General features: G+C 58.4%; 26 protein-coding genes. 9 read left to right on the forward strand and 17 right to left on the reverse strand.

The genetic code is table 11. The annotated features are described in order from the left end of the window. Positions 1–72: 72 nt before the first annotated feature. The gene (locus H8L67_RS09190; protein ID WP_220379528.1) at positions 73–1,449 is read right to left on the reverse strand and encodes a pyridoxal-phosphate dependent enzyme; all 1,377 of its coding nucleotides are present in this window, start codon (positions 1,447–1,449) and stop codon (positions 73–75) included. A gap of 142 nt (positions 1,450–1,591) precedes the next feature. Next, positions 1,592–1,810, reverse strand: coding sequence for an HP1242/YdcH family protein (locus tag H8L67_RS09195; protein ID WP_220379529.1), 219 nt, complete (start codon positions 1,808–1,810; stop codon positions 1,592–1,594). Between the two features lie 218 nt (positions 1,811–2,028). Here H8L67_RS09195 and H8L67_RS09200 point away from each other — a divergent pair, with 218 nt between their 5' ends. Continuing rightward, positions 2,029–3,216: a PilT/PilU family type 4a pilus ATPase gene (locus H8L67_RS09200; RefSeq protein ID WP_220379530.1), complete on the forward strand. Its 1,188-nt coding sequence runs from the start codon at positions 2,029–2,031 to the stop codon at positions 3,214–3,216. 17 nt (positions 3,217–3,233) lie between these two features. Here the strand turns inward: H8L67_RS09200 and maiA are convergent, their stop codons facing one another. The 5 genes from maiA to rplM all read right to left on the reverse strand — a co-directional run bounded on the left by maiA (position 3,234) and on the right by rplM (position 6,644). Then, a complete protein-coding gene (gene maiA / locus H8L67_RS09205; RefSeq protein ID WP_220379531.1) occupies positions 3,234–3,902 on the reverse strand; it encodes a maleylacetoacetate isomerase in 669 nt (222 codons plus the stop codon). Next, positions 3,899–4,882, reverse strand: coding sequence for a fumarylacetoacetate hydrolase family protein (locus tag H8L67_RS09210; RefSeq protein WP_220379532.1), 984 nt, complete (start codon positions 4,880–4,882; stop codon positions 3,899–3,901). The genes maiA and H8L67_RS09210 overlap by 4 nt, the downstream gene beginning before the upstream one ends. A 100-nt stretch (positions 4,883–4,982) precedes the next feature. Continuing rightward, complete coding sequence (locus H8L67_RS09215) at positions 4,983–5,732, reverse strand: 2OG-Fe dioxygenase family protein (protein WP_220379533.1); 750 nt, start codon at positions 5,730–5,732, stop codon at positions 4,983–4,985. A 78-nt stretch (positions 5,733–5,810) separates the two neighbouring features. Further along, positions 5,811–6,203, reverse strand: a complete 393-nt coding sequence (gene rpsI, locus H8L67_RS09220) for a 30S ribosomal protein S9 (RefSeq protein WP_220379534.1) — start codon at positions 6,201–6,203, stop codon at positions 5,811–5,813. 12 nt (positions 6,204–6,215) lie between these two features. Next, positions 6,216–6,644 (reverse strand): 50S ribosomal protein L13, encoded by a 429-nt coding sequence (gene rplM / locus H8L67_RS09225; protein ID WP_220379535.1) that lies wholly within the window; start codon positions 6,642–6,644, stop codon positions 6,216–6,218. A gap of 168 nt (positions 6,645–6,812) precedes the next feature. Here rplM and coq7 point away from each other — a divergent pair, with 168 nt between their 5' ends. Continuing rightward, positions 6,813–7,481 carry a 2-polyprenyl-3-methyl-6-methoxy-1,4-benzoquinone monooxygenase gene (gene coq7 / locus H8L67_RS09230; protein WP_220379536.1) on the forward strand — a complete coding sequence of 223 codons (669 nt, stop codon included), beginning with the start codon at positions 6,813–6,815 and terminating at the stop codon, positions 7,479–7,481. A gap of 93 nt (positions 7,482–7,574) precedes the next feature. Here coq7 and speD read toward each other — a convergent pair whose 3' ends face one another. Further along, the gene (gene speD, locus H8L67_RS09235) at positions 7,575–8,366 is read right to left on the reverse strand and encodes an adenosylmethionine decarboxylase (RefSeq protein ID WP_220379537.1); all 792 of its coding nucleotides are present in this window, start codon (positions 8,364–8,366) and stop codon (positions 7,575–7,577) included. Between the two features lie 138 nt (positions 8,367–8,504). Between speD and crp the strand changes: the two genes are divergently transcribed. Then, positions 8,505–9,194, forward strand: a complete 690-nt coding sequence (gene crp / locus H8L67_RS09240) for a cAMP-activated global transcriptional regulator CRP (protein WP_220379539.1) — start codon at positions 8,505–8,507, stop codon at positions 9,192–9,194. 1 nt (position 9,195) lies between these two features. Next, entirely contained in the window at positions 9,196–9,660 is a 465-nt protein-coding gene (locus H8L67_RS09245; RefSeq protein ID WP_255555961.1) for a GNAT family N-acetyltransferase, read from the forward strand. On the opposite strand, the gene H8L67_RS09250 is transcribed toward H8L67_RS09245, so the two are convergent. The 3 genes from H8L67_RS09250 to rpe all read right to left on the reverse strand — a co-directional run bounded on the left by H8L67_RS09250 (position 9,657) and on the right by rpe (position 11,756). Next, on the reverse strand, positions 9,657–10,364 hold the full coding sequence (locus tag H8L67_RS09250) for a haloacid dehalogenase-like hydrolase (protein ID WP_220379540.1): 708 nt from the start codon (positions 10,362–10,364) through the stop codon (positions 9,657–9,659). The two genes, H8L67_RS09245 and H8L67_RS09250, sit on opposite strands and share 4 nt — an antisense overlap. Further along, complete coding sequence (locus H8L67_RS09255; protein ID WP_220379543.1) at positions 10,364–10,942, reverse strand: anthranilate synthase component II; 579 nt, start codon at positions 10,940–10,942, stop codon at positions 10,364–10,366. The genes H8L67_RS09250 and H8L67_RS09255 overlap by 1 nt, the downstream gene beginning before the upstream one ends. Before the next feature lie 133 nt (positions 10,943–11,075). After that, positions 11,076–11,756 carry a ribulose-phosphate 3-epimerase gene (gene rpe, locus H8L67_RS09260; protein ID WP_220379544.1) on the reverse strand — a complete coding sequence of 227 codons (681 nt, stop codon included), beginning with the start codon at positions 11,754–11,756 and terminating at the stop codon, positions 11,076–11,078. A 99-nt stretch (positions 11,757–11,855) separates the two neighbouring features. Here rpe and H8L67_RS09265 point away from each other — a divergent pair, with 99 nt between their 5' ends. Genes H8L67_RS09265 through H8L67_RS09275 form a run of 3 tightly spaced genes read left to right on the forward strand, consistent with a single transcriptional unit; the run spans position 11,856 to position 14,150 of the window. Beyond that, positions 11,856–12,752 carry a phosphoribosylaminoimidazolesuccinocarboxamide synthase gene (locus H8L67_RS09265; RefSeq protein WP_220379547.1) on the forward strand — a complete coding sequence of 299 codons (897 nt, stop codon included), beginning with the start codon at positions 11,856–11,858 and terminating at the stop codon, positions 12,750–12,752. Positions 12,753–12,766: 14 nt separating this feature from the next. After that, positions 12,767–13,252, forward strand: a complete 486-nt coding sequence (locus H8L67_RS09270; protein WP_434063400.1) for an Mpo1 family 2-hydroxy fatty acid dioxygenase — start codon at positions 12,767–12,769, stop codon at positions 13,250–13,252. Between the two features lie 13 nt (positions 13,253–13,265). Continuing rightward, positions 13,266–14,150: a DMT family transporter gene (locus H8L67_RS09275; protein ID WP_220379549.1), complete on the forward strand. Its 885-nt coding sequence runs from the start codon at positions 13,266–13,268 to the stop codon at positions 14,148–14,150. On the opposite strand, the gene nhaA is transcribed toward H8L67_RS09275, so the two are convergent. Further along, on the reverse strand, positions 14,142–15,371 hold the full coding sequence (gene nhaA, locus H8L67_RS09280) for a Na+/H+ antiporter NhaA (RefSeq protein ID WP_220379550.1): 1,230 nt from the start codon (positions 15,369–15,371) through the stop codon (positions 14,142–14,144). The genes H8L67_RS09275 and nhaA overlap by 9 nt on opposite strands. A gap of 129 nt (positions 15,372–15,500) precedes the next feature. On the opposite strand from nhaA, the gene H8L67_RS09285 reads away from it, so the two are divergent. Further along, positions 15,501–16,262: a hypothetical protein gene (locus H8L67_RS09285; RefSeq protein WP_220379552.1), complete on the forward strand. Its 762-nt coding sequence runs from the start codon at positions 15,501–15,503 to the stop codon at positions 16,260–16,262. Here the strand turns inward: H8L67_RS09285 and H8L67_RS09290 are convergent. The 3 genes from H8L67_RS09290 to hppD form a co-directional block, all read right to left on the reverse strand. Beyond that, positions 16,241–16,873 carry a lectin gene (locus tag H8L67_RS09290; RefSeq protein ID WP_220379553.1) on the reverse strand — a complete coding sequence of 211 codons (633 nt, stop codon included), beginning with the start codon at positions 16,871–16,873 and terminating at the stop codon, positions 16,241–16,243. The two genes, H8L67_RS09285 and H8L67_RS09290, sit on opposite strands and share 22 nt — an antisense overlap. 94 nt (positions 16,874–16,967) lie before the next feature. Next, complete coding sequence (gene hmgA / locus H8L67_RS09295) at positions 16,968–18,263, reverse strand: homogentisate 1,2-dioxygenase (protein ID WP_220379554.1); 1,296 nt, start codon at positions 18,261–18,263, stop codon at positions 16,968–16,970. An 18-nt stretch (positions 18,264–18,281) separates the two neighbouring features. Next, the gene (gene hppD, locus H8L67_RS09300; protein ID WP_343222344.1) at positions 18,282–19,382 is read right to left on the reverse strand and encodes a 4-hydroxyphenylpyruvate dioxygenase; all 1,101 of its coding nucleotides are present in this window, start codon (positions 19,380–19,382) and stop codon (positions 18,282–18,284) included. A 74-nt stretch (positions 19,383–19,456) separates the two neighbouring features. Between hppD and H8L67_RS09305 the strand changes: the two genes are divergently transcribed. Next, entirely contained in the window at positions 19,457–19,927 is a 471-nt protein-coding gene (locus tag H8L67_RS09305) for a MarR family winged helix-turn-helix transcriptional regulator (RefSeq protein WP_220379555.1), read from the forward strand. Between the two features lie 75 nt (positions 19,928–20,002). Here H8L67_RS09305 and H8L67_RS09310 read toward each other — a convergent pair whose 3' ends face one another. Continuing rightward, complete coding sequence (locus tag H8L67_RS09310) at positions 20,003–21,454, reverse strand: peptide MFS transporter (protein ID WP_255556078.1); 1,452 nt, start codon at positions 21,452–21,454, stop codon at positions 20,003–20,005. 207 nt (positions 21,455–21,661) lie between these two features. Further along, complete coding sequence (locus H8L67_RS09315) at positions 21,662–22,519, reverse strand: tryptophan 2,3-dioxygenase (protein ID WP_220379558.1); 858 nt, start codon at positions 22,517–22,519, stop codon at positions 21,662–21,664. Between the last annotated feature and the right edge of the window lie 65 nt (positions 22,520–22,584).

Here is a 22,584-nt window from a genome sequence, read left to right on the forward strand (position 1 = left end):
GGGGCTTGCACGGCCCCCGATTTTATCACTGTTGTCAGGATTATCTGCATTCGGCGGCCCGGGACCGCCCGTTCAGGCCACGCGCCGCCGCAGGTAGTTCAACAAGTCGATACGGGTAATGAGGCCCAAGAATTTCTCGCCTTCCATCACAATCGCCACATGCCCCCGATTGAACATCGGCAGCAAATCCTCCACCGGGGCCGTGACGTCCACCCGATCCAAATGGCTCACCATTGCTGTGGATACCGGGTCACGGAAACGTGCTTCATCACCGTAAACGTGCAGCAGCATGTCGCTTTCATCGAGGATGCCGACCAAAGCATCGCCTTCCATAACCGGCAACTGCGACACGTCGTAGAGCTTCATCCGTTGATAGGCGGTCAGCAGCAGATCGTTCGGCCCCACCACCACCGTGTCGCGCAGCGAATACGGCCGAAGGATCAAATCGCGCAAATCGCCGTGTTGCTCGCGTTCTAGGAAACCGTTGTCCAGCATCCAGTAGTCGTTGTACATCTTCGACAAGTACTTGTTGCCGGTATCGCAGACCAGCACCAACACGTTCTTCGGTTCGGTTTGTTCCTTGCAATACTTGAGCGCTGCCGCGACAAGCGTTCCGGTCGACGACCCGCCGAGCACCCCTTCGCGGGCCAGCAGGTTGCGACCGGCCAAAAAACTTTCCTTGTCACTGACAGCAAACGCTTTCTTGACCCGTGTGAAATCGGAGATCGGCGGCAGGAAATCCTCGCCAATCCCTTCCACCAGCCAGCTGCCGGACTTCGTGCTCAAGACGCCTTCATTGATGTACTGGGTCAGGATCGAACCGACTGGATCGGCCAAGATCAGTTCGGTTTGCGGCGATTGCTGTGCGAAGCAGCGCGACAGTCCGGTCATGGTGCCAGAGCTCCCACACCCGAATACCACCGCATCCACACCGCCCGCGGCCGCCATTTGCTGCAGGATTTCCGGCCCGGTACCAAATTCGTGCGCGGCCGGATTGTCGGGATTGCCGAATTGATTGATGAAATACGCGCCCGGCGTCTCATTGGCGATGCGCTCCGCCAGGTCTTGGTAATAGTCCGGATGACCTTTCGCCACGTCCGAGCGGGTGAGCACCACTTCGGCGCCCATCGCTTTCAAATTGAAAATCTTCTCCCGGCTCATTTTGTCCGGCACGACCAAGATCAGGCGATAGCCTTTTTGCTGAGCCACCAGCGCCAAGCCGATGCCGGTGTTGCCCGCGGTCCCCTCAACCAAGGTGGCGCCCGGCTTGATGTCGCCACGCTTTTCTGCTGCCTCGATCATGGCCAGTCCGATCCGGTCCTTGATGGACCCCCCGGGATTCTGGCTTTCAAGCTTCAGAAAGACGCGGCACTTGCCGGCATCCAGATTGCGCGCTTCAACGATCGGCGTACCGCCAATCAGTTCCAAAACAGAGGTGTGAAGGGTCATGCGTGTCCGCGAGCCTTTGGCGCTGGAGGGAACTTGCATGATAACGCGGGCGGGGATGGGGGCTGGGCTCTGAAGAGCGCCTCACCCGCCGCTTTGCGGCACCCTCTCCACTTTAGTGGAGAGGGGGGGGACATTTGTTGGGTCAGTTGGTGATGCGTTCGTACATCGATTGCAACTGTGACTTCAACGCAAGCTTTTGTCGCTTCATTTCCGCCAGGCTCTGGTCATCCAGGGGAAGTACGCCCAGCGAAGCATCCGCAGCCTTCTTGTCGAGTTCGCGGTGCCGGTAGTAAAGCTGCCGGAATTCCGGGTTCGCTTTCATCATGGATTCCAGCGAGTCTTGCGATTGGCCTTCAAACATCATTGCCTCCTATCAGCAATTGCGCGGTGCTACGCGCGGGAACAATGCAATGTCGACAACTTGACCCTACTCCCTTCCCCTCGGGTAAGCAATGCGAACCGCACATTCAGGTTGCCCGGTTGCGGGATTGGTCATTTCGGGGTTCACGCGGGCTTCAAAACCCTTGCGCACGGACCCAATACCTGTTGCCATAGGGAGTTGAAGCTTGGGGATAGACGATGGATATCGGTCACTTTCTGAAACTGATGATGCAAAAGCGCGGGTCGGACATGTTCCTGACGACCGGTGCACCCATCCACGTAAAGATCGAAGGCAAGATGCACCCGCTCGGCACGACTGCCTTGCCGCCCGGATTGGTGCGACGCATCGCCAATTCCTTGATGGATGAAGATCAACGCGCGACCTTCGAGCGCGATCTCGAACTCAACATGGGCTTGATGGTTGAGAACATCGGTCGATTCCGCGTCAATGTGTTCAAGCAGCGCGGTGAAGTGGGCATGGTCATCCGCGCCATCCGCACGGAAATCCCCACCATCGCCGAACTGCAATTGCCCGACACCTTGAAGTCATTGATTTCGGCGCCGCGCGGTTTGATCCTGGTGGTCGGCTCCACCGGCTCGGGCAAATCCACCACCCTCGCGTCGATGATTGATCACCGCAACAGCCACATGAGCGGGCATATCCTCACTATCGAGGATCCGATTGAATACTTGCATCGCCACAAACGCTCGCTGGTCAATCAACGCGAAGTCGGCATCGACACCCTCGGTTTCCACAATGCGCTGAAAAACGCGATGCGTGAGACCCCCGACGTCATCTTGATCGGTGAAATTCTCGATGCGCACACAATGGAATCGGCAATTGCGTTCGCGGAAACGGGGCATCTTTGTCTCGCAACTCTGCATGCAAACAACGCCGATCAGGCCATCGAACGCATCTTGAACTTCTTCCCGGAAACGGCACACAAGAACGTGCTGATGAACCTGTCACTGAATCTGCATGCGGTGGTTGCACTGCGCCTGATCATCGGCAGCGATGGTCGTCGCTTGCCGGCGACGGAAGTATTGATCAACACGCAGCTCATCCGTGATCTGATGCGCCGCGGTCAAGTGCACGCGATCAAGCAGGCGATGGAAGAGTCACTGCAAGACGGCATGCACACCTTCGACCAATCCTTGTTCCGACTGACCAAGGCCGGCAAAATCAGTGAGGAAGATGCGCTGCGCGCGGCGGATTCACGCGACGGCCTCGCGGTCAAGTTCCGCCTGTCGGATGGCGCCAGCGCGGAGCATGATGCCTATGCCGAAGTCTTCGCCACCCAAGCCGCCGATGCCGTCAAAGAAGATGACGACTTGCCGATGCCGAAGCCGACTGAATTCACCAATAGTTTCGAAGAATTCCAGTAAGCATCATTAGATTTGAATCACGCCGGCTGCGCATCCGTTTGCGCGGCCGGATGCGCGTCCTTGAACGCCGGCAAATCCGCACATGCGGCTTCGATGCGCGCCAGTGTCGGCCAGCGCGCGAAATCCAAACCGACGCGACGTGCGTTATACATCTGCGGGATCAAGAAACATTCCGCCAAGCCCGGTCGGTCACCGGCGCAGAAATCGCCTTCGATGCCATGTTGTTCCAGCAATGCTTCGAACGCATCCAATCCGACACCGATCCAATGGCGTGACCATTCCGTACGTTGCGATTCTTCGATCCCCAACGGGTCGGTCAAATACTGCAAAACGCGCAAGTTGCCGAGCGGATGGATATCGCAGGCGATCACTTGTGCGAGCGCACGCACCAGCGCGCGTTCGCGGGCATTCACCGGCAGCAGCGCCGGCGAATCAGGATAGGTTTCATCCAGGTATTCAAGGATTGCCATCGACTGAGTCAGCAGGCGATCCCCGTGCGCGAGTACCGGCACCAATTCCTGCGGATTGCGTTGCGCGTGTTCCGCCGAGTGTTGCTCTCCCCCGCCCCGCACCAGATGCACCGGCACGATGTCGTACGCCAAACCTTTGAGGTTCAGGCCGATCCGCACGCGGTAGGCCGCGCTGGAACGCCAGTAGGAATACAGGACGAGAGCATCTGGGTTCATGGCTGTTTTTCTATGCGCTGTTCAATGGCGCCGAAGACGGAGGCACCGGATTTGTCCAACATCTCGATTCGAACGGTATCACCGAACTTCATGAACGGCGTCGACGGCTTGCCATCACGCAGGGTTTCGACGGTGCGCTGCTCGGCGAAACAAGAGGCCCCGAGCGTGGTGTCTTGATTGGCGACGGTGCCCGAACCAACGATGGTGCCGGCAGAGAGCGGACGCGTCTTCGCGGCGTGCGCCACCAGTTGTCCGAAATTGAATTGCATGTCGACGCCCGCTTCCGGCGCGCCGAACCATTTGCCGTTGATGTGGGTCAGCATCGGCAAATGGACTTTGGCATCCTTCCAAGCGTCGCCGAGCTCATCGGGTGTGACGAACACCGGCGACAGCGCCGAGCGCGGCTTGGATTGCAGGAAGCCGAAGCCTTTTGCCAATTCACCCGGAATCAGACCACGCAAGCTGACGTCATTGACCAAACCGACCAGCTGGATATGGCCTGCAGCGGTTTCCGGAGAAGCGCCTGCCGGGACGTCATCGGTGACCACGACCACTTCCGCCTCGAGGTCGATGCCGTAGTCTTCCGACGCCACCAAGACGGCATCGCGCGGCCCGTAGAAGCCGGCGCTCACGGCCTGGTACATCAACGGATCGACATAGAAACTCTCCGGCACTTCGGCACCGCGGGCGCGACGAACGCGCTCGACGTGCGGAAGGTAGGCACTGCCGTCGACAAATTCATAGGCGCGCGGCATCGGCGCGGCCAGCGCATTGAAATCAACGTCGAATGCACCTTCCGCGTTCCCAGCATTCAATTGCTCCGAGAGGGCATTCAAACGCGGCGCGATATTCGACCAATCTTCCAAGGCATGTTGCATCGTGTCGACAATGCCGGTGGCGCGAACGGCGCGCGTCAAATCACGCGACACCACAATCAAAGTGCCGTCACGACCGCCTTCTTTCAAAGAACCGAGTTTCATCCAAGATCCAATGCTTTCGAAAAACGTATTGTCCCAGAAAAGCGCCTCATCCGGCGCTGCGCGCCACCTTCTCCACTGTGTGGAGAAGGGAAAGCTCCCCTCACCCCTCCCCAATAAACCCCTTCGCCCGAAACGTCAGCACCAACGTATCCCGATGCCCCGCCCGCTCCTCAACCTCGCGGCGAATCGGCGTGCTCTCATGAATTACCCGCGCGTCTTCCATGAACAACAAACTCCATGGCGCGCGAAGTACGAAACGTTGGCCGTTCGGTCCGTTGTAATCAAACACGCGGGTTTCCCCGCCGGTGATGTTGACGCGATCCACCAAAATCACAGCAACAAAATCCACACCATCCCGATGCGCGCCTTCCGGCGTCGGGCGCCCCAACCCATCGCCGGTATCGATGCGAAATTGATGCGCTTCGACAAACCATTTTGTCGATGTCCCGCGAACGTCATCGCACACGCGTGCGAGCGACAACAGCATTCGCTGCCAAGCCGTTTGCGCCAGCGTATCGGCGTCAATGGGTTCGAACATGCGGTGCAAGCCGCCATGCAAGGCGTTGTAATCCACAGGCTGGAAGTGGGCACGATGCGGCTGCAACGCGATCTCACCGTTCTCAACCACCAAGCTCGCATGCCGGCGGAACCGGTACTTGCCACCATCACGCAGCCATTCGTCGGCGGGAAGATTCTCCCAGCTCGGCTCCAAGGCTTTGAATTCTTGGCTGCGCACGCCGGTCAAGCGCTCGAAGTCCGGCGTCGCCAGAGCGGCATACCCGTGCAAGCGCACGTCTTGCTCGAAGTCGGCCAAGCTGCTGTACGGCGGTGAAAAAGTCTCTTCGCTCATGCCCACAACTTTAAGACAACAGACACAAAAAAACCCGCGTGGAAACGCGGGTTTTCTTGATTCGCAAACGCGACCCGATTAACGCTTCGAGTACTGGGTTGCGCGGCGGGCTTTGTGCAAACCGACCTTCTTACGTTCGACTTCACGCGCATCGCGGGTCATGAAGCCTGCTTTGCGGAGTTCGCTCTTCAGCGATTCGTCGTATTCAACCAGTGCGCGTGCGATGCCGAGACGAATGGCACCGGCTTGACCGGTGGTGCCACCGCCTGCCGCGGTCACGAACACGTCGAACTTGTCGGTCGACTGCGTCAGTTCCAGCGGTTGGCGAACAATCATGCGCGCGGTTTCGCGACCGAAGAATTCTTCGATGCTGCGGCCATTGATGGTGATTTTGCCGTCACCCTTGCGCAGGAACACGCGAGCGGTGGAGGACTTGCGACGGCCGGTGCCGTAGTTTTGTTGGATAGCCATGATCTACGGACCTCAGAATTGCAGCGGCTGCGGTTGTTGGGCAGCATGCGGGTGGTTCGGACCTGCATACACTTTGAGCTTGCGGTACATCGCACGGCCCAGCGGATTCTTCGGCAGCATGCCTTTCACGCCGGTTTCGATGACGCGTTCCGGATGACGGTCCAGCGCTTCGCCCAGGCTTTCGGTCTTCAAGTTACCGATGTAACCGGTGAAGCGGTGATATTTCTTGTCTTTGAGCTTGTTGCCGGTGACGGCAATCTTCTCGGCATTGATCACGACGATGTAGTCGCCGGTGTCCATATGCGGGGTGTAGACAGGCTTGTGCTTGCCACGGAGGCGGTGTGCGATTTCGACGCAGAGTCGGCCGAGGGTTTGGCCTTCGGCATCTACCACGTACCAATCTTGCTGCACGTTGTCAGCTTTGGCGGAAAAAGTCTTCATGAGCTTACTCGTGTGGGTATCGGTACATGGTCGGGCTGATTTCGCCAAGTTGGCGGAATTTTGCCTCGCGATGTCTGATGGGGTGGAACAAAAGAAGCGGAATTATAGTCGCCTTTCCGGGCGCGTGCAAGTTGTCGTGCGGTCGGCCGCCATGGGCATAATGGCGCCATGAGTGAAAACGCCTCGCATCGCCACGCTGACTTCCGAGCCTTGGGGCCCGTGGACCGCTGGCTGGCCGACGCCCAGAACGGCCTCGTCACCGTCTTCGGGCGTCCACACGCCGAACGCGCAAATCCTGCAGACCCTGAGCCTGAAGTGGTTTTGGATGAATCGGCGCGCCGCCATGCGGCCGGCCTAATGCGCATCAATCACGTCGGCGAAGTCTGCGCCCAAGCGCTGTATTTCGGCCAGGCCGCTGTCGCACGGGATCCCGAGACGCGCGCCCACCTGCTCGCCGCCGCCCAAGAAGAAACCGACCATTTGGCCTGGTGCGCGGAGCGGCTCGACGAGCTCGAAAGTCGCCCCAGCCTGCTCAATCCCCTTTGGTATGCCGGCAGCCATGCCATCGGCGTGCTGGCCGGCTTGCGCGGGGACGGCTGGAATCTCGGTTTTGTGGTCGAGACCGAGCGGCAGGTAGAAGCGCATCTACAAGAACATCTGGAAACCCTTCCGGCCGAAGACCTCCGCAGCCGGAAAATCCTTCAGGTCATGAAAGAAGACGAAGCCCGCCATGCAGACCATGCCGAAGCCGCCGGTGCGCGAATCCTGCCGCGACCTGTCGCCGGCGTGATGTCCTTGGCATCGCGACTGATGAAAACAGTCGCCTATCGCGTATAAAAAAATGGGGTCAGAAGAAATTTTGCCGATTGAAGCCATCGGTTCGCCCTGCAATCGGCGGCAAAATTTCTTCTGACCCCATTTTTTTACTGATCAGTCGATCAGATTGCGGCCGTGATACAGCTCTTCGATCTCGCGCTTCAATCGCGCTTCGATCTTCATGCGTTCTTTGAACGACAAATTGCGTGATTTCTCTTCGAACAGGTAGTTATCCAAATCGAAGTCCTTCAGGTGCATCTTCGTGTGGAAGGTGTTTTCCTGGTAGACGTTCACGTCGAGCATTTCATAACGCGATTTCACGTTCTTCGCCAGATAGTCCTGGATCGAATTGATCTTGTGATCGATGAAATGCTTCTTGCCCTTGATGTCGCGGGTGAAGCCGCGGACGCGGTAGTCCATCACCACGATGTCGCTTTCCAGCGACTCGATCAAATAGTTCAGCGCCTTCAGCGGTGAAATCACGCCGCAGGTCGACACATCGATATCGGCACGGAAGGTGGCGATGCCGTTGTCCGGATGGGTCTCGGGATAGGTGTGCACCGTGATGTGCGATTTATCCAAATGCGCCACGACCGCGTCGGAGATGACACCCTTGGCATCGGCCTTGTCGATCACCGGCTGTTCGGAAATCAGGATCGTCACCGACGCGCCCTGCGGATCGTAATCCTGGCGCGCGATGTTCAGGATGTTGGCACCGATGATCTCGGCCACGTCGGTCAGGATCTGGGTCAGACGGTCGGCGTTGTATTCTTCATCGATATATTCGATGTAGCGCTGGCGCTCGTCCTCGGAAGACGCATAGCAAACGTCATAGATGTTGAAGCTCAAGGACTTCGTCAGGTTGTTGAAACCTTGCAGCTTCAGGCGCGGAAGTGGCTTCACCAATGTCGTGTCTCTAGGTCTTGTTGGAGTCGCCAATTATGCGGCATCCCTGCTGAAGGTGTAAGAGAGATGGCCCTGCACTATGTATGGGCGCACAGGGGTGCAATAATGGGACGTGGCACACATTCCATACGGTAACGCATGATCTATCCGCTTTCTGCAGGCCAATTGGGCACACGTCCGCCGTCAGGCCCGCTTGTTCTCGACACCGCCGCGCTCGACAGGCTGCTGGCGAAATGCCAACGTCATCGCTATCCGGCGCGCGTGGACGTGTTTCGTCCCGGCGATCCGGCCTCGACCATGTACTTTGTTCTGAGCGGTTCAGTCAGCATTCTGACCGAAGAGGAAGATGGCCGTGAATTGATCCTCGGCTATTACGGCAAGGGCGAATTCGTCGGCGAAATGGGGTTGTATATCCAATCTCCGCAACGCGAAGTGACCTTGCGCACCCGCGTGCAAACCGAATTGGCAGAGATCAGCTACGAAAACCTGATGAACTTGTTGACCGGCCCGCTGGCGCAGGATGCGGCCAAAATCCTGTTCGCGATCGGGGCGCAACTGACGCGTCGCTTGCGCGACACCGGCCGCAAAGCGGGTCGTTTGGCGTTCCTGGATGTCACCGACCGTATTGTTCGCACCTTGCATGATTTGGCGCTGGAACCCGATGCCATGAGCCATCCGCAGGGTACGCAATTGCGGATTTCACGGCAGGAGATCGCGCGTTTGGTCGGCTGTTCCCGCGAAATGGCAGGACGCGTGCTGAAGAAACTGCAGGCCGACGGCATGTTGCACGCACGCGGCAAGACCATCGTGTTGTACGCCACGCGCTGATATGACCGACTGGGCGCACACGGGTAGCCTCCCTGACGCCGACGTCAGCGTCGCGACGCTCATGGATGCGGAGGACGTGGCGCATTTGTTGGAGACGCTCGGCTACCCCTGTGCGCGCGAAGATGCCGCCAACCGGATTCTCGCCATCACCGACAACCACCGTCAGGTGCTGTTGTTGGCGCGTTGCGGTGGCGTGGTTTGCGGTCTGATTTCATTGGACTTCATGTATTACCTGCCGCTCGACACCACCACCTGCCGGATCACGGCGATGGTGGTCACACCGGAGGCACAAGGCCGCGGCCTGGGCAAACAGCTCCTGCGCGAAGCGGAACGTCGCGGTCGCGCCGGCGGCGCGGCGCGCATTGAAATCACCAGCGGCTCGCAACGCACGGACGCACACAAGTTCTACCGCGACAACGGCTATAGCGACGGCACCGTCCGCTTCGTTAAATATCTGACCGCTTAAGCGGCGACCGGATCACCTGCGCGATCCTTGCAACCCCAATTCAACACCGGTGTGTCGGCACCCAACACACGCTTGAAGTCATCCACCGACGATGCATTGGGATTCACCACCACGGGGGATTTGGCCGCGCGCAGCAGCGGCAAATCCGCCCGACTGTCCGAATAAGCACGATCCACGTCACGGGTATGCCCGGCCGCACGCAGCATGACCATTTTGTTTTCGAAATGGCAGTGCTGCCCCGCGACCATGCCACCCAGGAACGGCTTCATCACCGTCCCGATCACCGGCACCGGGGTGTGCTCGACGAATCTAAAGATCGCACTGGCAAGCTCCGGTGGCGCACCCGTGGCGATGACCACTTCGTCGCCGGCCTCCAAGTGTTCCTTCAACACGCGGAAAGCGATCGGAAGAATGCGCGCATCAATCATGGCCGTGTGCGTCAACACATAGTCGTCAACCAAGCGGTTGAACGCTTTGATCGAATGAACGCCCAAACTGCCGATCCACACGAACACGGAAATCCCGGTGCGACGCGTCGGCATGAAAGCAATCATCGGCGCCGCAATCGGGGCAACCAGCAGCGCCAACAAACAGCGCCAGACACTTCGGCGAATCAGCCATGCATACAGGTGCGAACCGGAATCACCCTCGTACAAGGTGTGATCGAAATCAAAGACGACGAAGCGGTTTTGTGCAGCGGACATCAGGCATCCATCTCTAGAAAATTACGGAGCAGCGCGTGCCCGTTTTCGGTCAGGATCGCCTCCGGATGGAACTGTACCCCATGCACGGGATGGGTTTGATGTCGCATCCCCATGATGACGCGCGCATCGCCTTCGTCTGTCCAAGCATTGACCTCCAACACGGAAGGCAAGCTGTCGGGCGCCACCACCAAGGAGTGATAACGCGTTGCGGTGAACGGCACCGGCAAACCCTTGAAGACGCCACTGCCATCATGCGTCATCAGCGAAGTCTTGCCATGCATGATGTGTCGCGCCCGCACCACCCTGCCGCCATAGACTTGCCCGATTGCTTGATGCCCCAAACACACGCCGAGAATCGGAATGTTCGGCCCCAGGCGACGAATGGTCTCCATGGAAATTCCCGCTTCGTCCGGCGTACAGGGTCCCGGCGAAATCACGATGTGCGAGGGCTGTTTTGCCGCGATCTCTTCCACAGAAATCGCATCATTGCGATGCACCTCGGTATCGGCGCCCAAGCCTTGCAAGTACTGCACGAGATTCCACGTGAAGCTGTCGTAGTTGTCGAGTACAAGAATCATTCGGCGGTCACGGAAATGTCACAGGGCGTCGGCAAAATGGAAAGTCATAGCCAAGGATGAAACGCGGGGGACGGAGCCTCCAACTTTCCAAAAGCCGATCTGCGCGCAGGTCGGCTTTTCATTTGTCGGCGAATCAGGCCGCCATCGCAGCGTCGATTTCCGCGCGCATCCGTGAGATGACGTCCGCGTAATCCTTCGCGCCGAAGATCGCGCTGCCGGCCACAAAGGCGTCGGCACCGGCGGCGGCGATCGCGCCGATGTTGTCGATCTTGACCCCGCCATCCACTTCCAAACGGATGTCGCGCCCACTGCGATCGATACGTTCGCGCACCGCTTTGAGTTTTTGCAAGGTGCTGTCAATGAACGCCTGACCGCCGAAGCCGGGATTCACCGACATCAATAAGACATAGTCCAGCTCGTCCAACACATAATCGAGCACCTCGACGGGGGTCGCCGGATTCAACACCAAACCCGCCTTGCAGCCTTCGTGCTTGATGAGTTGCACGGTGCGATGGACGTGGCGGCTAGCTTCGGGATGGAAGCTGATCATCGAAGCCCCTGCCTTGGCAAAGTCGGGAACGATGCGATCCACCGGTTCGACCATCAAGTGGACATCGATGGGCGCCGTGACACCATGCTTGCGCAGCGCTTCACACACCAACGGCCCGATCGTCAGATTGGGGACGTAGTGGTTGTCCATCACATCGAAATGGACCCAATCCGCACCCGCGGCGAGCACCGCATCCACTTCCTCGCCCAAACGCGCGAAATTCGCCGACAGGATGGAAGGTGCAATCACAGCGTTCTTGTGCATGGCGTCTGGCGCAACGGGGGTGACTGCGCATTTTAGCCTCTCGCGGCACCAGCCCGCGCAGAGGCTGAATTACAATGGCGTTTTGCGGAGCCTTCGCCTGTGCCCACCACGCTTTCGCAGTCCGACCTGCCCGGCCTCGATCTCATGCACCGCGGCAAGGTGCGCGATGTGTACGACTTGAAAGACGGCTGCCTGCTCATGGTGGCATCCGATCGCTTGTCGGCCTTCGACGTGGTGTTGCCAAAACCCATCCCGGGCAAGGGCGAAATGCTGTGCCAGATCAGCAATTTCTGGTTTGAAAAAACCGCACACATTCTTCCCAACCATCTCACCGGTCGCGCGGTGGAGACCGTCTTGCCCGAGGGTGTCGATCCGTCGCTGTATGCCTTGCGATCGGTCATCACCAAGAAGCTGAAACCCTTGCCCGTCGAAGCCATCGCGCGCGGCTACTTGATCGGGAGTGGCTGGAAGGACTATCAAAAAACCGGTGCGGTGAGCGGAATCACGTTGCCCGAAGGTTTGCGTCAAGCCGAACAGTTGCCGGCGCCGATATTCACCCCGTCTTCCAAAGCGGCGGTCGGTGATCATGACGAAAACATCAGTTTCGATGATGTGGTTGCACTGATCGGTCAAGACCTTGCGGAGCGCGTTCGTGAGGCCACACTCGCGCTGTACAGTTTCGCGCGCGACTTTGCGGCGGAACGCGGCATCATCCTTGCCGACACCAAGTTTGAATTCGGCCTGGACGAACAAGGCACTTTGTATGTCATGGACGAAATGCTGACGCCCGATTCATCGCGCTATTGGCCGGCAGACGGCTACCAAGTCGGTACCAGCCCGCCGAGTTTCGACAAGCAGTTCGTCCGTGACTATCTCGAGACCTTGGATTGGAACAAGACCGCGCCTGGGCCGGAAGTGCCGGACGACGTGATTGAACGCACCCGCGCCAAGTATGCTGAAGCCTTGGATCGCATCGCGGGCATACGCCTCGACTGAAGGGGAACAACTCGGTGGAAATCGCAGACAGCAACATGCGACCGGTCGATCGATGGTTCGCCAATTACGGCGCCGACCACGTCAACACCGTAAATCAGTGGATCCATGTGTTTTGTGTCCCGCTGATTTTCTGGTCGATCATGATCATGATCTGGTGCATTCCCGTTCCCGGCACCTGGTTCCGCACGGGCACGTGGGCGGCGCTGTGCATGTTCGGCGTGTGGATGTTTTATTGGCGCCTGTCCAAACCCTTGGCCTTTGGCGCCTTGGTGTTTTTCATGGCGATCTCTTGGAGTTCGCGTTGGCTCTATCCGCAAATGGGCACGCGAAACTTTTTGCTAATGGGGATCGTGGTGTTCGTTTTGGCATGGATCGGCCAGTTCATCGGTCACAAGATCGAAGGGCGCAAACCGAGTTTCTTCACCGATCTGACCTATCTCTTGATCGGCCCGGCTTGGGTGCTGGCCAAGCTGTTCAAAAAACTGCATCTGCCGTACTGACGCCGCGCAGACCATGGATCACAAGCCCGTTCTTGGCCTGAAAGACCTCGGCCTGTTGATGCTCGTAGTTCTTGCATGGGCGTTCAACTTCCTCACCTCTGCCTGGGCGATGCGCGAAGCCGCACCGTTCCTTTTCACGGCAATGCGCTTCGGCTTGCTGTTGCTGCCGATGCTGTTCTTGATGAAGCTGCCGCCCAAGGGTCAGCGGCTGCGGCTCGCCATCGTCAGCTTGTTGATCGGCGTGGCGCACTTCGGGTTGAGCTTTCTGGCCTTGCACATGGCAGGACAACTCACCTCGCCCGCCATCGTCACGCAATCCTACGTTCCGATGACCGTCATCTTGGGGCGCTTTTTCTTGGGCGAACACTTCGGCTGGCGCACCGGTCTTTCCATCGGCATCGCATTTCTGGGCGTGTTGGTCTTGGGCTTGGATCCGGCAGTGTTGGCGAACCCGGCCGCCCTCTACACGATGTTGGTCGCCGCCTTGATGCTGGCCATTGCCACTGTGCTGATGAAGGGGCTGCAAGGGATTGACGTTTGGACGCAGCAGGGATGGATGGCGGTGCTCAGTATCGTTCCGCTACTGATCATCAGCGCGATATTCGAACCGGGACAGCTGGCGAAATTGCCGGATTTCACATGGCGCGTTTGGGTCGGCGCTGCGTACTCCGCGTTCGTATCTTCACTCTTGGGCCACGGCCTTTATTTCGCCTTGGTGAAGCGTCACCCGGTGGCGCAATTGATGCCGTGGATGCTGTTGGTACCCGTGATCACCGCCGCGCTGGGCGTCTTCTTGTGGGGTGACCAGCCGGGGTCTCGCGTATGGATGGGCGGCGCGATGATCTTGGGCGGCGTGTTCTACATCGCCCTGCGGCGACTGGCGCGTGCTTCAAGCTGAGCGCTTGGGCAGCGTGAAAAACAACCAGAGATAGCCGAGCACAGCGGCAACACAGGAGGCTGCGAGAATCGCCAGGACACTGTGATCGAAATTGGCGCCGACTTCGCCGAAGGCCAAGCCTGAAATAAACAAGCTCATCGTAAAACCGATGCCGCACAAAACGCCCAGACCCAACAAAGCACTGAAGTTGAGATCCGAAGGCAAGCGCGCAATACGGGTGGTATGACACAATAAGGCGACCGTGACCACGCCGATCGGCTTGCCCAACACGAGACCCACCAACACGCCGAGCGACAGCGGCGTTGCCAGGTCCGCCAAGCTGAAGTCGGCAATCATGAGTCCGGCATTGACGAATGCAAACAGGGGCAAGATCAAATACGCCACCCATGGATGCAAGATGTGCTCCAGGGACTCGAGCGGGGTTTGCGACGATGCCGCACGATCCGAATCCGCGCGCGTGTGCGGGATGCACAAGCCGGTGACTACACCGGCCAAGGTGGCATGGACACCGGATTTCAAGACGCACACCCAAACCACACAACCGAGAATCAAGTACGGCGTGATGGCACGGACGCCGCAACGATTGAGCACGATCATGGTGGCCACGGCGATGGCGGCAAAGCCCAACGCCAGCATGGAGAGCTCGTTGGTATAGAAAATGGCGATGATCAAAATCGCCACCAGGTCGTCGATCACCGCGATGGCCGACAGCAGCACCTTCATGCTGTTCGGCACGCGCGAACCCAACAAGGACAACACGCCCAGCGCAAAGGCGATGTCCGTCGCGGTGGGAATGGCCCAACCTCGCATCAGCGCCGCATCACCGCGATTGAATGCCGTGTAGATCAATGCCGGCACGGCGACACCGCCTGCCGCACACATCAGCGGCAAGACCAATTGGCCCTTCTTCGACAATTGTCCGGAAATGGCCTCACGTTTGATTTCGAGGGCCACCAAGAGAAAAAAGACCGCCATCAAGCCATCGTTGATCCACAACAACATCGGCTTGGCGATATCGAGCGAACCCACCCGGATCTGCAACGGCATTTCACGGAAGTGTTCGTAAAACTGCTCAAGCGGTGAATTCGCACAAATCAATGCAAGCAACGCCGCGCCGATCAACAAAATGCCGCCGGCCGCCTCAAGGCGTAGAAAATCTGCCGCCAATCGGGCTGCGCGTTGGGCGAGACGGGTTTCGTTGCCTGCGTTTTTCTGTTCCATCCAGCTTCCTATGCTTTTGTGCGCTTCGTCACAGATGCCATATCAAAATTGAAACTGCGAAAGTTTCGTAATCGCACTGTCACCGCCTTCCTCAAGAGTACCGGTTGTTTTCAGAAGGCAGTGGCCATTATGCAATTGCACAAGACCTCGCTTGCTAAAGAAGTGTTGGCGCGTCACGGTGCCGAGCTGTCTCAAGCGCAGCGGCGGGTGCTGATCCTCTGTGATGGTGAGCGCTCGATCGACCGCATCGTCGGCATGCTCGGAATGGGCGCCCTCGCGGATATCGACGGCCTGGTGAAGCAGGGGTTCCTTTCCCACGATGCGCAAAGTGCCGGCGAACAGATTCGTAGCCGCCCCGAAAACGGCGTCAAGCAACTGCTCGGCTCACTGCGCAGCAAACGCGATGAAGTCGCCAAACAGGTGTCCTTGGCGACCGAGTCCATCGCACAAGCCCGCGCAGCGAAATCCGCCACGACCGTCACCACGCTGATCGATTCTGCGCATTCCACGCCCGCACCAGCAGCAACCGCGCCCGTGAACACCACGCGCCCTGCGCAACGCCGTTCCATTGCGGCGGCGAAAATGTACATGGTGGACATGCTGCAACTGCAACGCGACATGCACGCGTCTTCCATCGCGGTCGAAATGCAGACGACCACGCAGGAAGACGAATTGGTGGACGCGATGATTGCCGGCATGTGTTTCATCCACGGTCACACCAAAGTCAGCATGGCGGTGCGCGTCGCGGAACGTCTGATGGAAGTTTTGCCTGAAGCACATGTGGATCGCGTCAATGCAGCTTGGGTCGCCTTGAATGCGCAGGATGTTGATGCCGCGGCCGCGATGTCTGCGACCGCAACGCTGGCGACTCAGGCACAGCCTTCGACGTAATCAATCGCGGGCGGACGCCCCACGCGCCAGTCTTGAACCACACCGGCCTTGTCGGTGGCGAAAATCAAGACGTCGTCACCGTGCTTGATGCGCAGATATTTGCCGTCTGTGTACTTGTGCGGTTGAACGTCGATGGTCTTGCCGTACATGGACTCGATGTCGGCCATGGAAGCGCCGACTTTGCCGCCACCGGGCGCGACTTCTTTTGCACTCTCGGTGCTGTAGCGGGCGAATTTTCCGTCAACGAACATGAAGGCCAATGCCGCGCTGGTCTTCGCGGATTTCGGCATGAGGTGGAAGCAGGCCGGATCTTCCTTCAAGTTTTTCAACTCACCGCCCCACGCGCGGGTAAACGCGGCTTCGTCCATTCCGAAACGCGTATCGCCATAGCCACCCCATTGGGCCAGGCCTCGCGCCTCCGGTTCGGCGGGCGCCGGTGCGGGCGTGCTGTCTGCCGGAGGGAGATCTGATGCAGGTGTTGAATCCTGCGCATTGACCGGTGGGGTCGACGTCGCCGGTGACGGGGTGGCATCCGAGGTCGGTGCCGGGGCTTGGGGTTGCGTGCATGCCGCAAGGGCGGAAACCAAGGTGGCAAGAATCAGTCGGCGCATCGTGCGCTCCTGTGCATGAACTTGCTTACACCTTCGCGGAATGCACATGAACGGCTTGTCCAGACGGACAAGACCGTTCATCTCCGCATCCATGTCAGGCCGGCTTGAAGTGCTTTTCCAAACCCGCCCAGCATTCAATGTATTCGGCTTGGCGATGTGCGGCATCCATCGCCTGCTGCGAAGGACGGATGACATGGCGCGACTCGAACATGAAGGCCATGGTGTCCCGGATGTAGTCCGGCTTGGTGGTGTCCGCTTGGCTCGCCTTTTCAAAGGTGGCCGCATCCGGGCCGTGACCGGTCATGCAGTTATGGATCGAGCAGCCGCCCGGTGCAAAGCCTTCGGCTTTCGCGTCGTAGGCTCCGTGAATCAAGCCCATGCATTCGCTGGCGATATTGCGATGGAACCACGGCGGGCGGAAGGTATCTTGCATCGCCAAAATGCGCGGTCCGAACACGACAAAATCGAGATTGCCGACACCCGGCGTATCCGACGGCGAATGCAGCACGAGGAAAATTGACGGGTCGGGATGATCGAAGCTGATCGAGCCGATCGTATTGAATTTGCGCAAATCGTATTTGTACGGCACATGATTGCCATGCCAACCGACCACATCCAGCGGTGAGTGGCCGATGTCGGCACGCCACAAGTGGCCTTGGAACTTCGCGACCAGTTCGAAGTCGCCTTCCTGGTCTTCGTAGCTTGCGCAGGGCGTCAGGAAATCACGCGGTTGCGCCAATCCATTGCTGCCGATGGGGCCGAGATCCGGCAATCGCAAGAACGCGCCGAAATTCTCGCAGACATAGCCACGGGATTCCCGGTCCGGCAAATTCACCTTGAAGCGGATGCCGCGCGGAATCACCGCCACTTCTTGCGGCGTCACTTCCAACACGCCCAACTCGGTGCAGATCACCAATCGCCCTTGCTGCGGGACGATCAACATTTCGCCATCGGCGTTGTAGAAGTAACGGCCGGACATGTCGGCGTTAGCCGAATACAAATGGATGCCGATACCGCTGCCGGCAGCCGGCGAGCCATTGCCGCCCATCGTGAAAAGACCCTCGATGAAGTCAACCTTCGATGCCGGCATCGGCATCGGACTCCAACGTAGTTGCTCGGGCGTCACCGGCCCTTGACCGAAGTCGTTATGGAAGTGCGCTTGGGTGAAGGGCGTGAACTTTCCGTGCATCGCCGCCGGACGGATGCGATAGGTCCAGGTGCGGCGATTGCTGTTGCGCGGCGCGGTGAACGCCGTCCCGCTGATCTGTTCGGCATACAACCCGTGCGCCACCCGTTGCGGACTGTTACGGCCGTCCGGCAAGGTGCCTGCCAAGGCTTCCGTGGCGAATTCGTTGCCGAATCCGCTCATATAACCCGTTTGCTTCACCATTCCGCTGCTCCCGATGGCTTACAGCACGCCGCGCTTCATCTGGTCGCGCTCGATCGACTCGAACAAGGCTTGGAAATTGCCCTCACCGAAGCCTTCGTTGCCCTTGCGTTGGATGATCTCGAAAAAGATCGGTCCGAATGCGTTCTGGGTGAAGATCTGCAACAACTTGCGTTGCTTGGTTTCCATGTCGGCATCGATCAGGATCGAGTTCTTGCGCAAGCGCTCGACGTCTTCACCGTGGTTCGGCACGCGCACGTCAATCACATCGAAATAGGTGTCCGGCGTGTCGAGGAATTTCACGCCCTTGGCATGCATGGCTTCGATCGATTCGTAAATGTTGTTGGTGAACAGGGCGATGTGTTGGATGCCCTCGCCCTTGTAGTCACGCAGGTATTCGTTGATTTGGCTCTTTTCATCCGAAGACTCGTTGAGCGGAATACGCACGACGCCGTCGGGTGCGGTCATGGCCTTGGAGAGCAGGCCGGTCTTCGAACCCTTGATGTCGAAGTAGCGAATTTCGCGGAAGTTGAACAACTTCTCGTAATAATCCGACCACTTCTGCATGTTGCCGAGGAACAGATTGTGCGTGAGATGGTCGATGAAGGTCAGACCGAAACCCTTGGGCTGCGTGTCGACACCTTCAAACGCTACAAAGTCGGCATACAGGGCATCGTTGTTGCTATCGATCAGATACAACATGCAATCGCCGATGCCTTTGATCACCGGCGCGTCCACCGCCTTGGTCTCCGCCTTGAAATCCATCGCCTCGCCACCGTTGGCAATGACATGGGCCAAGACCGTTTCCGTGGGCTGGTTGAAGTTCACGGCAAAACCGCAGGCGGAAGGACCGTGCTTCTCGGCGAAGTCCGAGGCGAACGAGTCTTGTGTTTCATTCAACAGGAAGTTGATGCCGCCTTGACGGAACAAGGTGATGTCGCGCGTTGCATGTTTGCCGATCGCCGTGAAACCCATGCCCTCCAGGTATTCGCGCATGCGCGCGCCTTCACCTTTGGGCGCGGCGAATTCAACGAATTCGAAACCAGCGATGCCCATCGGATTGTCGAAGGTGGTCGGCACCATGCCGAGGTCGAGGTCGGGTTTGGCGCGTTGGATGGACATGGCGGTCTCCAGAAATGGTTGCGAAGACAGTCTTTATAGTTTCAAATGAAACCAATTTCAAGAGACGCGGGCGGATGGCAGCAAAACCTCGGAAAATGAATGCGGATGCGGCGTTGGTGCTGGAGGAATTCGTGCCCTACCGGTTGTCGGTGCTATCTAACCGTATCAGTGCACGGATCGCCGAGCTGTACCAGGCCGAGTTCGATTTGTCGGTGACAGAATGGCGCATCATCGCGGTGTTGGGACGCTTCCATGCCCTGTCTGCCAACGAGGTCGCCGCCCGTACCGCGATGGACAAAGTCACCGTCAGCCGAACGGTCGCGCGACTGCTCGAGCGCAAGCTGCTCAAGCGCAAATTCGACGCCGGTGATCGCCGCAAGTCCATTTTGGATCTGAGTGCTTCGGGAACGCGCCTGCATGCGCAAATCGCGCCGTTGGCCCTGGCACTGGAAGCGCGCCTGCTATCCGGATTCAATACCCTGGAACATGAGGCGCTCGAGGCACTGTTCGACAAGCTCGAGTCCGGACTGGCTTCCTTGTCCTGAGCACCCACATGCCGAACGAAAGAAAAAGGCCCGCTTCGCAGCGGGCCTTTTCTGTTGAACCTGATGATCGCGACCTTACTTCACGCCGTGCATCAGTTTTTGCACCAGGGGTGCGACCAAGAACAACACCACGCCGCACACCAGCAAGATCCAGAAGCCCTTGGTGTAAGCATCCAGTGCGCTGACCACGGTCATGCCACCTTCGCCGCTGGCTTCGCTCGCGAACAGGCCCGACAAGTTGTTGCCGATGCCGGTCGACAGGAACCAGCCGCCCATGCCGAAGCCGACCAAACGCAGCGGTGCCAATTTGGTCACCATCGACAAGCCGATCGGCGACAAGCACAGCTCACCGATGGATTGAATCCAATACACGGCGAACAAAGTCCAGAACGGAATTTTGTTCGTGCCCGGATCCACCAGCTTGGACAGGGCGAACATCAGCAACAGGAACGCCAGACCATTGAAGATGATGCCGAGCGAGAATTTGCGCGGAATGGACGGATTGGCTTTGCCCATGCGCACCCACAGCCACGCAATGATCGGTGCCAAGGTGATGATGGCCACCGAGTTCACCGATTGGAACCATGCATTCGGGAAGGTCATGAAGCCGAGGTCACGGTCCACGATCTTGTCGGCCAAGAAGGTGAAAGAGCTACCTGCTTGTTCGAAGAACATCCAGAACACGATGTTGAAAGTGAAAATGATCAACATCGCGATGACTTTGTCGCGCGCGACCATGCCGTTACGGATGCCTTCCACCAACAGCAGGATGCACAGCAAGACGAACATCGGCGTCAGCACCCACCATTGCAAGGTGGTCGCATCGATGGTCAACAGGAAGTACACCAACGGGATGGCGGCGAGTGCCACGGCAACCACCATCAGCGTCTTGCCCATGCTGCCTTGGTCAAGCGCCGGCAAGCCGATGCCCTTCAGTTGCTTGCGGCCGAACCAGAACCACAAGAAGCTGATGATCATGCCGACACCGGCCGCCATGAAGACCACTTTGTAGGCCGGCATCGCATCCGAGCCGAACACTTTTTGCGCAAGGATTTGCGTGACGATCGGCGCGATCATCGCGCCCATGTTGATGCCCATGTAGAAGATCGTGAAGCCGGAATCGCGACGCTCATCGCCCGTCGAATACAGCTTGCCGACCATGGTTGAAATGATCGGTTTGAACATGCCGTTGCCGACCACCACGGTGGCCAGACCCAACTTGAAGACTTCTTGATTCGGCATCGCGATCATGAACAAGCCGGCCGCCATGATGACCGCACCGATCAGGATCGAGCGTTGGTAACCCAAAATCTTGTCGGCGGCATACCCGCCGAAAATCGCACCCGCATACACCAAAGCCAAATAGGCGCCATACAACTTGCCCGCCGGGGCTTCACCGCCGGCGTCGCCGTTATAGAACTGGGCAACGACGTACAACACGAGTGCCCAACGGATGCCGTAGAACGCAAAGCGTTCCCAGAACTCCGTCATGAACAACATCCACAACGGCTTGGGGTGACCCATCATCGTGTCGAACGGTGGCGGATTGCCATCGACCGGCGTGGCGACAGACGCGCCCGACGGTTCCACTTGGTTTGGAATTGGTGTACTCATCAAATGCTTCCCGTGAATCGAGTTGGCAGCGCAACCCCGTGCTGCGCATTCCGGCGAGCATCCCTTATTTTGTCGGCGGGCGTCAAATGACCCGCATTCAGCAGAAGGCCGGCGCAGTCGTCAATCCCGACCGATGCTCGTGCGTACTTCAAACAATTCGGGGAAGAAGGTGAGATCGAGCGCACGTTTTAGAAAATCGACACCGCTCGAACCGCCGGTGCCGCGTTTGAAGCCGATGATGCGCATCACCGTGCGCATATGGCGGTAACGCCACAACTGGAACTGCGTCTCGAGATCGACGAGGTCTTCGCAAAGCGCGTACTCGCGATAAAAATTGTTGGTGTCTTCGTAGATGCGTTCGAACACAGGGAGCAAATCATCATTGCGCGCATGCGGCTCCGACCAATCACGTTGCAGATGCGCAGCAGGAACGGCATGACCCCAGCGGGCGAGATAGCGCAGGAATTCGTCATAGAGACTCGGCGCATCCAGCGCCGACTGCAAGGTTTGCTGTGCGCCAGGGTCGTGTTTGAACACTTTCACCATGCCGGCATTCTTGTTGCCGAGCAGGAATTCGACTTGCCGGTATTGCAATGACTGAAAGCCGCTGGACGGCCCCAGAATTTCACGGAATTCCATGTATTCGGACGGGGTCAGCGTCTCCAGCACCGACCATTGGTTGGTCAATTGGTCGAGCACGCGCTTGCAGCGCGCCACCACCTTGCCGAATTGCCAGACGCGATCGTTGCGCAAGTGCTCAATCGCCGCGGTGAGCTCGTGAATCAGCAGTTTCAGCCACAGCTCACTTGTCTGGTGTTGGATGATGAACAACATCTCATCGTGATGCGGCGGCGAGGACAGCGGGTGTTGGGCCGATAGCAATCGGCCCAAATCCAAATAGCCTGCATACGTCAGTTGTCCGTCCAGATCGGTGTAGATGCCGGACTCAAGTGGGCGCGTGTTCTTTTCAATGCTCATGGGGGGATTTTCACACGTCCGCCGGGCGCCTGTATGGCACTGCACGCAGCGGTTTCATGCCGCAC

Origin of the sequence: Lysobacter soyae, from assembly GCF_019551435.1 — a bacterium.
Classification (GTDB): Bacteria; Pseudomonadota; Gammaproteobacteria; order Xanthomonadales; family Xanthomonadaceae; genus Solilutibacter; species Solilutibacter soyae.